The 13179-nt window shown below is 63.2% G+C and carries 11 protein-coding genes; 1 reads left to right on the plus strand and 10 read right to left on the minus strand.

Annotated elements, in window-relative coordinates:
• Positions 1-85 precede the first annotated feature (85 nt).
• The 10 genes from purH to CYD26_RS08740 form a co-directional block, all read right to left on the minus strand.
• Positions 86-1687 (minus strand): bifunctional phosphoribosylaminoimidazolecarboxamide formyltransferase/IMP cyclohydrolase, encoded by a 1602-nt coding sequence (gene purH / locus CYD26_RS08690; protein WP_065757941.1) that lies wholly within the window; start codon positions 1685-1687, stop codon positions 86-88.
• Between the two features lie 82 nt (positions 1688-1769).
• Positions 1770-2090 (minus strand): DNA-binding transcriptional regulator Fis, encoded by a 321-nt coding sequence (gene fis, locus CYD26_RS08695; protein WP_003186237.1) that lies wholly within the window; start codon positions 2088-2090, stop codon positions 1770-1772.
• Positions 2087-3100, minus strand: coding sequence for a tRNA dihydrouridine synthase DusB (gene dusB / locus CYD26_RS08700; protein ID WP_065757942.1), 1014 nt, complete (start codon positions 3098-3100; stop codon positions 2087-2089). Before dusB ends, fis begins: the two co-directional genes overlap by 4 nt.
• Before the next feature lie 174 nt (positions 3101-3274).
• Positions 3275-4534, minus strand: coding sequence for a DUF3426 domain-containing protein (locus CYD26_RS08710; RefSeq protein WP_099773436.1), 1260 nt, complete (start codon positions 4532-4534; stop codon positions 3275-3277).
• 40 nt (positions 4535-4574) lie between these two features.
• Positions 4575-5453 (minus strand): 50S ribosomal protein L11 methyltransferase, encoded by an 879-nt coding sequence (prmA, locus tag CYD26_RS08715; protein WP_099773437.1) that lies wholly within the window; start codon positions 5451-5453, stop codon positions 4575-4577.
• A 151-nt stretch (positions 5454-5604) separates the two neighbouring features.
• A complete protein-coding gene (locus CYD26_RS08720; RefSeq protein WP_245704297.1) occupies positions 5605-6669 on the minus strand; it encodes a 2,3-butanediol dehydrogenase in 1065 nt (354 codons plus the stop codon).
• 31 nt (positions 6670-6700) lie between these two features.
• A complete protein-coding gene (locus CYD26_RS08725; protein ID WP_102052379.1) occupies positions 6701-7822 on the minus strand; it encodes an acetoin dehydrogenase dihydrolipoyllysine-residue acetyltransferase subunit in 1122 nt (373 codons plus the stop codon).
• Positions 7819-8838 carry an alpha-ketoacid dehydrogenase subunit beta gene (locus tag CYD26_RS08730; RefSeq protein WP_065757947.1) on the minus strand — a complete coding sequence of 340 codons (1020 nt, stop codon included), beginning with the start codon at positions 8836-8838 and terminating at the stop codon, positions 7819-7821. Before CYD26_RS08730 ends, CYD26_RS08725 begins: the two co-directional genes overlap by 4 nt.
• 35 nt (positions 8839-8873) lie before the next feature.
• Positions 8874-9851 carry a thiamine pyrophosphate-dependent dehydrogenase E1 component subunit alpha gene (locus CYD26_RS08735; RefSeq protein ID WP_065757977.1) on the minus strand — a complete coding sequence of 326 codons (978 nt, stop codon included), beginning with the start codon at positions 9849-9851 and terminating at the stop codon, positions 8874-8876.
• Positions 9852-9873: 22 nt separating this feature from the next.
• A complete protein-coding gene (locus tag CYD26_RS08740; RefSeq protein WP_065757948.1) occupies positions 9874-10932 on the minus strand; it encodes an ATP-NAD kinase family protein in 1059 nt (352 codons plus the stop codon).
• A 280-nt stretch (positions 10933-11212) separates the two neighbouring features.
• Between CYD26_RS08740 and CYD26_RS08745 the strand changes: the two genes are divergently transcribed.
• Positions 11213-13093: a sigma-54-dependent Fis family transcriptional regulator gene (locus CYD26_RS08745; RefSeq protein WP_102052380.1), complete on the plus strand. Its 1881-nt coding sequence runs from the start codon at positions 11213-11215 to the stop codon at positions 13091-13093.
• Positions 13094-13179: the final 86 nt, after the last annotated feature.

Here is a 13179-nt window from a genome sequence, read left to right on the forward strand (position 1 = left end):
GGGAGCCAGCGTTGTGGCGATGGGCGCGTTGCAGTCCTGGGGACTGACGCGGCCTGTATCGCTGACAACGCCGGCGCCTGAGCGCTTAGTGGCGGAAGTGGCGCATGCCGGTGAAGACCATTGCAATGCCGGCTTCGTCAGCGGCAGCAATGACTTCTGCATCGCGCATCGAGCCGCCTGGCTGGATCACGGCAGTGATACCCACTTTAGCTGCATTATCGATGCCGTCACGGAACGGGAAGAACGCGTCCGAGGCCATGACCGCGCCCTGCACCTGCAGGCCGGCGTGCTCAGCTTTGATCGCAGCAATGCGCGCGGAGTTGACGCGGCTCATCTGGCCTGCGCCAACACCGATGGTCTGACGGTTCTTGGCGTAGACGATCGCGTTGGACTTGACGAACTTGGCGACTTTCCAGGCGAAGATCAGGTCGTTGATTTCCTGTTCGGTCGGCGCGCGCTTGGTCACGACTTTCAGGTCGTTGGCCGAGATCATGCCATTGTCGCGGCTCTGCACCAGCAGGCCGCCGTTGACGCGCTTGTAGTCCCAGGCGGCAGCACGCTCGGCAGGCCATTCGCCGCAGGTCAGCAGGCGCACGTTGGCTTTGGCTGCAACCACAGCGCGGGCTTCGTCGCTGACGCTTGGGGCGATGATCACTTCGACGAACTGACGCTCGACGATGGCTTTGGCGGTTTCGCCGTCCAGTTCGCGGTTGAAGGCGATGATGCCGCCGAAGGCCGACTCGGTGTCGGTGGCGTAGGCCAGCTCGTAGGCCTGGCGAATGCCGCCCTCAGGGCTGACAGCCACGCCGCATGGGTTGGCGTGCTTGACGATGACGCAGGCCGGCTTGACGAAGCTCTTCACGCACTCCAGCGCGGCGTCGGTGTCGGCCACGTTGTTGTACGACAGCTCTTTGCCTTGCAGCTGTACGGCCGTCGAGATGCTGGCTTCGGCTGGCTTGGCTTCAACGTAGAACGCCGCGCTCTGGTGCGGATTCTCGCCGTAGCGCATTTCCTGGGCTTTGACGAACTGGCTGTTGAAGGTGCGCGGGAATTCGCTGCGGCCTTCGGTGGTCAGGGTTTGCGCCGACTGGTTGATGGTGCCCATGTAGTTGGCAATCATGCCGTCGTAGGCTGCGGTGTGCTCGAAGGCCTTGAGCATCAGGTCGAAACGCTGAGCGTAGGTCAGGCCGCCGGCCTTGAGGTTTTCCAGGACGCTGGCGTAATCGCTGGCGTTAACCACGATGGCGACGTCTTTGTGGTTCTTGGCCGCCGAACGCACCATGGTCGGGCCGCCGATGTCGATGTTCTCGATAGCGGTCGGCAGGTCGCAGCCTGGCTTGGTGATGGTGGCTTCGAAGGGGTAGAGGTTGACCGCGACCAGATCGATCGGCTTGATCCCGTGCTGTTCCATGATCGCATCGTCGGTACCGCGACGACCGAGGATACCGCCGTGGATTTTCGGGTGCAGGGTCTTGACCCGGCCGTCCATCATTTCAGCGAAGCCGGTGTAGTCGGCGACTTCGACTGCAGCAACGCCGTTGTCCCGGAGCAGCTTGAAGGTGCCGCCGGTGGACAGGATCTCGACACCGAGTTGTTCCAGTTCGCGGGCGAATTCAAGGATCCCGGTCTTGTCGGAAACGCTGATCAAGGCGCGGCGGATCGGCAGGCGGGTGGTCTGGTCGGTCATTTCAGATTCCATAACGCGGTGGTTTCAGCAAAAAAGGCGACCTCATCGAATGGGAGCCGCCTTTTCTGGTTTGGATTCATGCTTAGAGCAGGTCGTACTGCTTGAGTTTCTTGCGCAGCGTGCCACGGTTGAGCCCGAGCAGTTCACTGGCTTTGGTCTGGTTGCCCTTGACGTAGTTCATCACGCTTTCGAGCAACGGCGCTTCGACTTCCGAGAGCACTAGGTTGTACACGTCCGTGACGGCAGCACCCTCGAGGTGCGCGAAGTAGTTGTGCAGCGCCTTCTCCACGCTCCCGCGAAGGGTCTGGCCCTCTTCGCTCGGGGTGTTGAGGTGCTGTTTCAGGTTGACGTTGTCGCTCACGGGCGTTGTTCCACTCACTAAAGTCTCGGTCATCATCGTCATGCGGCCACCCCTTGTCCGTCCTCTGTCTCAAGGCTTTGTTCACGTTCACGGAAAAAGGCGTGAACGTGGGCGCACTGCGCTTGCGTATCGTCCAAACGATTGAACTGGGCGCGAAACTCCTTGGCGCCCGGCAGCGTTGCCAGATACCAGCCGACATGCTTGCGGGCAATGCGTACGCCCATCACATCGCCATAGAAGGCGTGCAGCGCGGCCAGGTGCTCCAGCAGAATTCGTTCCACTTCATCCAACTGCGGTGCCGGCAAGGTTTCACCGGTGCGCAGGTAATGCTCGATCTCGCGAAAGATCCATGGCCGCCCTTGGGCTGCCCGGCCGATCAACAGGCCGTCGGCTCCAGTGGCGTTCAGCACCACACGGGCCTTCTCTGGCGAGGTGATATCGCCGTTGGCAAAAACCGGTATCGACACCGCCTGCTTGATCGCCGCGATGGTGTCGTATTCGGCTTCGCCGGTATACAGGTCGGCGCGGGTGCGTCCATGGACCGCCAGCGCCTGGATGCCGGCCTGCTCGGCGATTTTCGCCACGGTCAGGCCGTTCTTGTTTGCACGGTCCCAGCCCGTGCGGATCTTCAGGGTGACAGGTACGTCCACCGCGGCAACTACCGCATGGAGGATTTCACTGACCAAGGCTTCATCTTTCAATAAAGCAGAGCCTGCGGCTTTGTTGCAGACTTTTTTTGCCGGGCAACCCATATTGATATCAATGATCTGGGCGCCAAATTCCACGTTGGCCCGGGCCGCCGCCGCCAGCATCTGCGCATCACCACCGGCGATCTGTACCGAGCGTGGCTCGGGATCACCTTCGTGGATCATGCGCAGACGCGACTTGCGGCTGTTCCACAGGCTCATGTCGCTGCTGACCATTTCCGAGACAACAAGCCCCGCGCCCATGCGTCGGCAAAGCTGACGAAAAGGCTGGTCCGTCACCCCGGCCATCGGCGCGAGGATCAAGGCATTCTGCAGTGTGTAGGGGCCGATGCGTACCGCCGACATAGGAGTTCCCTGTTGTGGGGCCGGATCATTGGAGTTCGAAAAAGGGATCGCATGATACCCGCTCTCGATGACTGGATAAAGGTCGATTTGGATAAAATCTGAACAGCTATGAGCTTATTCCGACCGGTTACGAGGGCTCGGCAGGCGCCACGAATATGGCGCCGGAGCCCGGAATTACTCGGGCGAGCGGAAACTCAGGCTGTAATTGACGGCCTTTGGCCCCGGATCGAGGATGTCCAGTGCGATGTGAATAGGCGTCTGGCTGGGCATTTCCCCCTTGCCCGCCAATTCGCCACTGAGGTATTCGGCCGGCTTGAAGCGGCGACTGGCAATCAACTGGCCATTGAGGTCGGCGAAGCGCAGTTCCAGCAGGGGAAACGGCTGGGAGAAGGGAGCACGGTTGTAGATGATCGCGTCGACGATCAGTGCGCCAGTGAAATCCGGGTGGCTGCGGACCACCAGGTTGCTGCTCTTTATTCGAGCGATATCGACTTTTGACGGCACGTTGCAGCCCAATTGCGGGCACAGTTGCTGGAACCACGGGCGGTACTGATCCTGGCGAGCCAGTTCATCGAAGTGGTACGCAATGTACTGGGCGGCGAGGCCTGAGGCGGCCAGCAGGATCAACAGGCTCCAGAGCAGGCGACGGCCCCACGAGCTGCGTGGCTTTTGCCAATCGAGCTGCAAAGGGTCGTCTACCAGGTCAAGCAATGGCTCCTTGCGCGCGGGTCGACCGGACACTGCCCCCAACGCGGGTTCCTGACGTTCCTGTTCGACCGCTGGTGCTTCATCATCAGCATGCAGGGTGTCGTGTGCCGACAGACGGTCACCCGGCAGGTCGGGCTCATCGTCGTCGGCGCCATGCGCGCGGCGTGGCTCGTCATCGAAGTCGTTTGAGTCGAGCGACAGGGAGGGTTCTGTGCGTTCCCCCTGAGCCGGTTCGTGGTCTACCGGCTCATTGTCTATCACGGGGGGATGAGACGCTTCCTCCGCGGCTACGGGTGGCTCGTCTGCCGGGTTGCCGAACAGGTCGTCGGCCAGTGGCGGTTCATCACCGTCGCGGCTGGCGCTGAGGCCGGTATCACGTCGTGCTGGCCCCTTGAGCTCGGTGATGGGCTGGATTTCGCGCTGTTCCAGGCGCGCCAGCTCTTCATCGAGGTCAAGGTGGTCGAGGTCCAGTTCGGCCGCGCGCCATTCCCGTTGGCTGATCGCCGGGGCTGGCGGATTTGCCGCCGGCGCGCTGAGCGGCGCAGGTGGCTGCTCGGTTTCGGCGGCCTTGTTCGCAGCCTGCTGCTCAAGCAGTTGGCGGGCAGCGTTGAACACTTGCAGACAGTTGCCGCAGCGCACCACACCGCGCGCCACACTCAGTTGAGTGTGGCTGACGCGGAAACTGGTCTGGCAATGGGGGCACTGGGTGACGAAACTGTCGGTCATGCGGCGATCCGAATTGTGCAAGCGTCCATTCTAGGTGCTCTTAGCGACGGCGACCACTGATACGCACCCAGCCATCGCGTTCGACGATTGGGTCCAGCTCGAAGTCATTGGCATAGGCGGCTGCGACTTCTGCGCCTTGCTCGGCGAGAATGCCGGACAGTGCCAGCAAACCACCAGGGCGAACCAGGCTGGAGAGTTGCGGCGCCAGCGAAACCAGTGGGCCGGCGAGGATATTGGCGACCAGTACCTCGGCCTGCATGGCGGGCATCTGCTCTGGCAGGTAGAGCGGGAAGCGTTCATCGGCGATGCCGTTGCGCCCGGCGTTGTCGCGGGAGGCCTCGAGGGCCTGCACGTCGATATCGGTACCGACGGCCTGGCGCGCACCGAGCAACAGTGCGGCGATGGCGAGGATGCCCGAGCCGCAGCCGAAGTCGAGGACTTCACGGCCTTGCAGGTCCTGGCCGTCCAGCCATTCCAGGCACAGCGCGGTGGTCGGGTGGGTACCGGTGCCGAAGGCCAGGCCCGGGTCGAGCAGCAGGTTGACCGCTTCGGGCTCTGGTGCGGCATGCCAGCTTGGCACGATCCACAGGCGCTTGCCGAAGCGCATTGGCTGGAAGTTGTCCATCCAGCTACGTTCCCAGTCCTGATCCTCGATCACCTCGGCGTGGTGCTCCGGCAGCTCGGCGCCGGTCAGCAGGCGCAGGTGGGCAAACACCGCGTCGGGCTCGGCATCGGCTTCGAACAGGGCCAGCAGGTGGGTGTGCGACCACAGTGGGGTGGTGTTGAGGTCCGGTTCGAAAATTGGCTGGTCTTCGGCATCCATGAAGGTGACGGAGACGGCGCCGACTTCGAGCAGGGCGTCTTCATAGGTTTCGGCTTGTTCCGGGCTGATAGCCAGACGTACTTGCAGCCAGGGCATGGCGTTTACCTTTGGGAAATCTACAGGGGCAGCCAACGGCTGCGTCAAGCGCGCCAGTTTACATGAGTGCGAAGGGTTTGGCGTAGAGGGGATGCATCACCGGCAAGGCCGGTGCCTGCAGACGCGCAGGCACCGACATTGCTGGCGTGATTCAGCGTTTTGATGGCGAGACGATGATCTTCACGTTTTCCTCTTTATTGTTCACCAGCTCGTCAAAGCCGCGCCCGACGATCTGTTCCAGGTCGATGCGCCCTGTCACCAGCGGGGTAATGTCCAGCCGCCCGTCGGCGATGAACGCGATGACGTCAGCAAACTCACCGTTGTACGCCAGGGCGCCGAGGACCTGTTTCTCGGTCGAGACCAGCTCAAAGAAATTGAACTCGCTCGGTTCTTCGAAGATCCCCACCAGTACGCACTTGCCTGCCTTGCGGAGGGTGTCGATGGCCAGTTTGGCGGTGTGCTTGTTGCCGATGCACTCGAAGCTGACATCGGCACCCAAGCCGTTGGTCAGGGCACGGATCTCGGCCAGGGCATCGCATTCCTTCGGATCGAGCACCACGCTGGCGCCCACCTCCAGGGCCTTGGCCTTGCGTGCGGACGACATTTCCAGGGCAATCACCTTGGCTGCGCCTGCCGCTTTGGCACACATGATGGTGCACAGGCCGATGGTGCCGGCGCCAACCACGACGACAGTCTGGCCAAGCAGGTTGCCGGCTTTCTTGACCGCATGCATGCCCACCGCCAGGGGCTCGATCAGTGCGCCGGCCTCCCGAGGGAAACCGGCCGGTAGTTTGTACAGCAGGTTGGCCGGTACGTTGACGCGCTCGGCGAATGCACCGTTGTTCATCAGCCCGGTAAAGGCCAGGCGCTCGCAGATGTTGTACAGGCCGTGGGTGCAGTAGTAGCAGGTGCCACAGTGCTGGCAGGCATCGGCGGCGACCGGGTCGCCGACTGCATAGCCTTCGACGCCGTCGCCGAGCTTGAGGATTTCGCCACAGAACTCGTGGCCCAGGATGCATTGGCCCTGGATGCCGGTCAGTGGGTGCGGGGCTTCGACCGGAATGAATACCGGGCCGGCCACGTATTCGTGCAGGTCGGAACCGCAGATGCCGCACCAGTCCACTTTGATCTGAACCCAGCCCGGCGGTGGGTCGGCGGGCAGTGGTACGTCTTCGACGCGGATATCGTGGCGGCCATGCCAGACGGCGGCACGCATGCTAGCGGTGTTGGAAAGGTCGTTCATGACGTTATCTCCCTGATTGCTCGACGGCCTGAAGGAATGCCAGCAGGCACTGGTTGACCTCTTCGGCGGCTTCCATCTGCAGCATATGCCCCTGGCCGGGGAGAATCTTGATCTGTGCCGGTAGACCGTCCACATGGGTGGCCGGGATGATTGCGTCTTCGGCGCCCCAGAGCAGCAGGCTCGGCTGCTGCTCGACCACCGCACGCAGGTCATGCCGTTGTTGGCCGTTCTCGCAGATCATTTGGGCCAGTTGTCGCAGCGCGCTGTCTACGCCTTCAAGGCGCTTGAACTTGAGCATGTCTTCGAGCATTTGCCGGGTGACCAGCCCGGGGTCGGAGAACAACTGCACCAGTTGCGGTTTGAGTGCGTTGCGGTTGCTGGCCTCGACAAAGCCTTGCAGGTAATCAGCATTGATTTCCCGGCCCAGGCCTGCGCTGGCCAGCAGGCTCAACGAGTGCACCCGGGATGGCGCCAGGCGTGCCAGGTTCAGTGCTACCGCGCCGCCCATGGAGTGCCCGGCCAGATGCACCCGTTCGATGTCCAGATGGTCGAGCAGGGCCAGTACGGTTTGGCTCAACTCATCCAGATCGCCCCGTTGCAAGGTCTTGCCGGACTCGCCATGACCGGGCAGGTCGAGGGCAATGACGCGGCGTTCGGCGGCCAGGCTCGGGTGATTGAACAGCCAGTTGTTCAGGTCGCCGCCAAAGCCATGCACCAGCACCAGGGGCGTGCCACCCTGGCCGAGTTCGAAATAGCGCAGGGTGCGCCCGTCCAGATCGATTTTCTGCGGTGCCGGGCCGCTGTCCTGTTCGCTATCGCCGCCGGGGACGAACGCCTCCTGGAAGCGCTGCACAACCTGATCGATGTCTGCGTCGCTGGCCTCGCCTTCGACCACCACCGCGAGCAGGGCACCGACCGGCAAGGTTTCGTCGGGCCGGGCGATCTGTCGGCGCAACACCCCGCTGAACGGGGCTTCGACGCTGCTGGAGATCTTGTCGGTCTCGACATCCAGCACTTCGTCGCCCTTGTTGATTTGCGCGCCTTCTTCCACCAGCCAGGCATCGACCCGGCCTTCGGTCATCGACAGGCCCCATTTGGGCATGGTCAGGGTGTGGATCTGGCTCATGCCGCCTTCCTCCCGGCCATGACCTTGTGCACCGCGGCTTCGATCTTCGCGGCTGTCGGGATATAGAGGTCCTCAAGGGCATCGGAGAATGGCACCGGTGTATGTGGTGCGGTGACCATTTCAATCGGTCCTTTCAATGCGGCGAAGGCTTTTTGCGCGACCAGCGCGCTGATGTCGGTGGCCATGGAACAGCGCGGGTTGGCTTCGTCGATCACTACCAGGCGACCGGTTTTTTCCACGCTTTCCAGAATGCTGTCTTCGTCCAGCGGGCTGGTGGTGCGCAGGTCGAGTACTTCGCAATCGATGCCCTGGCGGGCCAGGCTGGCGGCGGCATCCATGGCCAGATGAACCATGCGCCCGTAGGTCACCAGGGTGATGTCGTCGCCGTCACGCAGGTAGTTGGCCTCACCGAACGGGATGGTGTAGAGCTCTTCCGGCACCTCGCCCTGCATGCTGTAGAGCAGTTTGTGTTCACAGAAGATCACCGGATCGTTGTCGCGGATCGCCTGGATCAGCAGGCCCTTGGCGTCATAGGGCGACGATGGGCAGACCACTTTAAGGCCGGGGATATGTGTCCACAGCGAGGTGAGCATTTGCGAGTGCTGGGCGGCTGCGCGCAGGCCCGCACCCACCATGGTTCGCATGACCAGCGGGGTGACCGCCTTGCCACCGAACATGTAGCGGAACTTGGCCGCCTGGTTGAGGATCTGGTCGAGGCAGCAGCCGGCAAAATCGACGAACATCAACTCGCACACCGGGCGCAGGCCTTGGGTGGCAGCCCCGACAGCGGCGCCGACATAGCCGATCTCCGACAGCGGGGCGTCCAGCACGCGCCCCGGAAATTGCGGGTACAGGCCTTTGGTTACGCCCAGTACGCCACCCCAGGCATCCTCGGCGCCGGGTGCGCCGGCACCGCCTGCGACGTCTTCGCCAATGATGAAAACGCTGGTGTCGCGACGCATTTCCTGGGCCAGTGCTTCATTGATGGCCTGCTGGTAAGTGATCTTTCTCGCCATGATGATTCTCCACGTATTTTTGTTGTTGGGGTGGCTCAGGGGTAGGACACGTACACGTCGCTGAGCAGGTCGGCGGCTTCGGGTTTGGGGTCGGACTTGGCGCGGCGTACCGAGTCTTCGATCAGGTCCTCGACCTGGCCATCGATCTGGTCCAGTTGCTCGGTGCTGAGCAGGCCGGCGCGCACGGTGCGTTCACGGAATTGCATGAGGCAGTCGCGGGTTTCTCGCAGGTTTTTCACCTCGTCCGGGGCCCGGTAGGTCTGGGCGTCACCTTCGAAGTGGCCGTAGTAGCGGGTCAGCTTGACCTCTACCAGTGAGGGGCCTTGCCCGGCGCGGGCGCGGGCAATGGCGGCACCGGCAGCTTCATGTACGGCAAAGAAGTCGTAGCCATCGATGGTCACCCCCGGCATGCCGAAACCGGCAGCGCGGTCGGCGATGTGATCGCAGGCCACCGACCAGTTCGACGCAGTGGCTTCGGCATAACCGTTGTTCTCGGCGACGAAGATGCAGGGCAGGTTCATGATCGACGCCAGGTTCATGGCCTCGAACACTGCGCCTTCGTTGGAGCCGCCATCGCCGAAGAACACCACGGCAACGTCATCGGTGCCCTTGAGTTTGGCCGCCAGTGCCGCGCCTGCTACCAGCGGCGCACCTGCACCGACGATACCGTTTGCTCCGAGCATGCCTTTCTCCAGGTCGGCGATGTGCATCGAGCCGCCCTTGCCGCCGCAGACGCCGGTTTTCTTGCCGTAGATCTCGGCCATCATCCCGTACACATCGACGCCCTTGGCAATGCAGTGGCCGTGACCACGGTGGTTGGAGGCGATGCAGTCGCTGTCGCGCAGGTGCGCCATCACTCCGGCAGCGGATGCTTCCTCGCCGGCATACAAGTGGACGAAACCGGGAATCTCGCCGGTGGCGAACTCCACGTGCAGGCGTTCTTCAAAGGCGCGGATGGTGCGCATGACCTGATAGGCATGCAGCAGTTGTTCGGTGGACAGGTGAGTGGACATCTTGTTGTTCTCCAGGGTTGTCTCAGCACGGTTGATTCGCAGGGTGTTGCGGGTGTTCACGGCCAACGGCCAACAGGCGATGGCGGGCGGCGTAGGCGAGCACCGCTTCGACATCGATGCTCAACGGGCCATGGCCGTCGAGGGTGATGGTGGGGCGGTCCTGCTCGCTGAACTCGATTTCGCGTTCACCGTCCAGGGCCAGGGTGCCGCTGGCAAGGCTCAGTGAATGGGCCACGCCAGGTGTCAGGGTGCCGGCGGCGGTGACTCCGCAGCCCAGCAGCAGGCCGGGTGCCAGCGGTGCCAGCAGGGCCTGGTCGGCGTGGGGGTGCAGGCGTACCCAGGCGCCCTCGGGGGCATTTCGAGGTACCGGACACCACAGCCCGCACAGTGCCGAGAGGCCGATGGCATGAGGTTCGGCGAAGGTCACGAAGACTTCCGCAAGGTCTTCCGTGCGGCTGATGGCGCGGGCACCGACAAAACGTTGTGGCGACACCGCGACGTCCACCAGCGCCCATTCACAGATACCTCGGTTGGGTTCGCGCACCAGCAGGCGTTTGTTGCGCCGCAGGCTGACCGGTGCTGGCACCCGGCCACTGGCATAGAGGCCACCGGCCAGGCCTGCGCTGGTGGCTTCGCGCAGTTCAGGAAAAGCATTGTTGGTGCCGGTGGAGAGCGTCAGCAGTGGGATGTCACCTACCTCGGCAGCCACTGCCTTGTGGGTACCGTCGCCACCCAGCACTGCAATGAGTGTGGCGCCCTGCTCGACCATCAGGCGGGCGGCCAGGCGGGTATCCTCGACGGTCTGGCGCAGCGGCATGTCGAGGATGCGCAGCTGTGGCCAACGCTGCTGGGCAGCCTGTGGCCCGAGGCCCGCCTTGAGTACGGCAGCGGCGATGCCGGTCATGTCCGGCGGCAGCAGCACCTGGTCAACCCCTGTCGCGGCAAAGGCCGCCAACAGGCGTTGCACGGCCGAGGCCTTGTCGGTGCTGGAATAGAGCCCAGCGTTGGCGGTCAGTCGGCGCAGATCGCGACCCGAAGCCGGGTTGGCGATGATGCCTACGGTGAGAACGGGATGGCTCATGGGCACACCTTTGGTTTTGTTTGTCAGGGCTAGAGCAAGCGCGGTGCCAAGGTGCCTTGAGCGATGCGCAAAGGGCCGTTCCAGAGCGGTTTTGTAGTGAGGTTGGGCGCGCGCGTGGCACGGTGCGGCAAGACGCTGGGTGTCAGTCGCAGGGGCTGTTTGCTGAGACGACGAGACGCTGCGTCTCACAGAGGCCATGGCGCAGGCAGTGCTTGTCGAGGGCCGGCAATGGGCGCTTAATGGGCCGCATAACGACAAGAACACGAGAACCGGAGGCCCCATGCTTGCCGCGAACTCCAAGGCCCACGTCGATTGCGTCAGCCGTGTGCTGAAGAACGCCGATCGTCTGCCTCAAGCGCCGGTCCCGGCGCCTATCCTCGACTCCTGGCGCCGCTCCATGGAGCAGCACCGTCTTGACCCGGCCTCGCTGCAAGGGCCACGTATCCTCTCGCAAAGCTCGCTGAATGAATGCCGCGAGCGCGCCGAGCTGTTCCTGCGCATCGCCAGTGATGCTGTGGCACGCCTGCACGGTCGGGTGCGTGATGCCGACTACTGTGTGCTGTTGACCGATGCCCAGGGGCGCACCATCGACTACCGCGTCGAGTCGACGATTCGCAACGACTGCCGCAAGGCGGGCCTGTACCTGGGTACCTGTTGGTCGGAAGGCGAGGAGGGCACCTGTGGCGTGGCTGGGGTACTGACCAGTCATGCACCGGTCACTGTGCACAAGCGCGATCACTTTCGAGCAGCCTTCATCGGCCTGACCTGCTCGGCTGCCCCGGTATTTGACCCTCAGGGCGCCCTGTTGGGCGTGCTCGATGTCTCGGCGCTGCAATCGCCGGACGACCGTCGCAGCCAGCACTTGATCCGGCAGATGGTCGTCCAGAGTGCGCGTGAGATCGAGAACGCCTTTTTCATGCACAACGCCGAACAGCATTGGGTGTTGCGCGCTCACAGTGCGCCTGGCTACGTCGACAGCCAGCCAGATTTTCTCCTGGCCTGGGATGCCGACGGGCGCTTGCAGGCGCTCAACAGTGTGGCCCGGCGGGTGGTGCTTGAGCAGTGCGGGCAGGTGCCGGAGCACATTGGCCAGTTGTTCGACCTGGAGACCCTGCGGGCCGCGACCGACGAGGCGGCCCAGCGTTTGAACTGGACTGCCGCCGGTGGCGAAGTACACGCCCGGGTCAGTTCGCCACGACGCCAGCCAGTGCGGCGGGCGACCCGAATTGGACAGCTTGCGGTCGATCCGCGAGTGACGGAAGCCTTGCGCCTGGCGACGCGGGTCAAGGACTGCAACCTGGCGGTGCTGGTCCAGGGTGAGACAGGCTCGGGCAAGGAGGTTTTTGCCCGCCAGTTGCATCAGCGCAGTGCGCGAGCGGAAGGGCCTTTTGTGGCGCTCAACTGTGCGGCAATCCCCGAGAGCCTGATCGAGAGTGAGTTGTTCGGCTACGTCGCCGGAGCCTTCACGGGGGCCTCGACCAAAGGGATGCGTGGGCTGCTGCAGCAGGCTGATGGCGGTACGCTGTTTCTCGACGAGATCGGTGACATGCCGCTAGGTCTGCAAACGCGTTTGCTGCGGGTGCTGGCTGAGGGTGAAGTGGCCCCTCTTGGGGCTTCACGGCGTGAGCGGGTGGATATTCAGGTGATCTGCGCCACGCACCGCGACCTGGTTGCAATGGTGGCTGCGGGCAGTTTTCGAGAGGACCTGTACTATCGGTTGGCCAACGCCCGTTTTGAACTGCCGCCGTTGCGCGAGCGTAGTGACTTGTTGGTATTGATCAATCAGGTGCTGGAAGAAGAGGCGAAAGCCTGTGGTGTGCAGGTGGGGCTTGGGGCGGCGGCGCTGGAGTGCCTGTTGAGCTACCGCTGGCCGGGTAATCTGCGTCAACTGCGGCAGGTGTTGCGGTATGCCTGTGCCGTATGCAGTGCCGGCACCTTGCAGGTGGAGGACCTGCCGCTGGACGTGCGCGGTGCGCAGTGCCCGGCACCCGAGCAGCAGCGGGTCAGCCCGCAGCGGCAAGTGCTGCTTGACGCGCTGGTGCGTCATCGTTGGAAACCGGGTGATGCTGCGCGCGCGCTGGGAATCTCGCGGGCGACGTTGTACCGACGGGTGCATGAACATGGCATTGAAATGCCAAGGATGCAGGCGCCGCGTACGTGAGTCCCCTATAAATCGAGTAGGAGGCGAGTTCACACCCGCCGTCCTCTCACACCACCGTGCGTACGGTTCCGTACACGGCGGTTCAG

Origin of the sequence: Pseudomonas sp. FFUP_PS_473, from assembly GCF_002858665.1 — a bacterium.
Classification (GTDB): domain Bacteria; phylum Pseudomonadota; class Gammaproteobacteria; order Pseudomonadales; family Pseudomonadaceae; genus Aquipseudomonas; species Aquipseudomonas defluvii.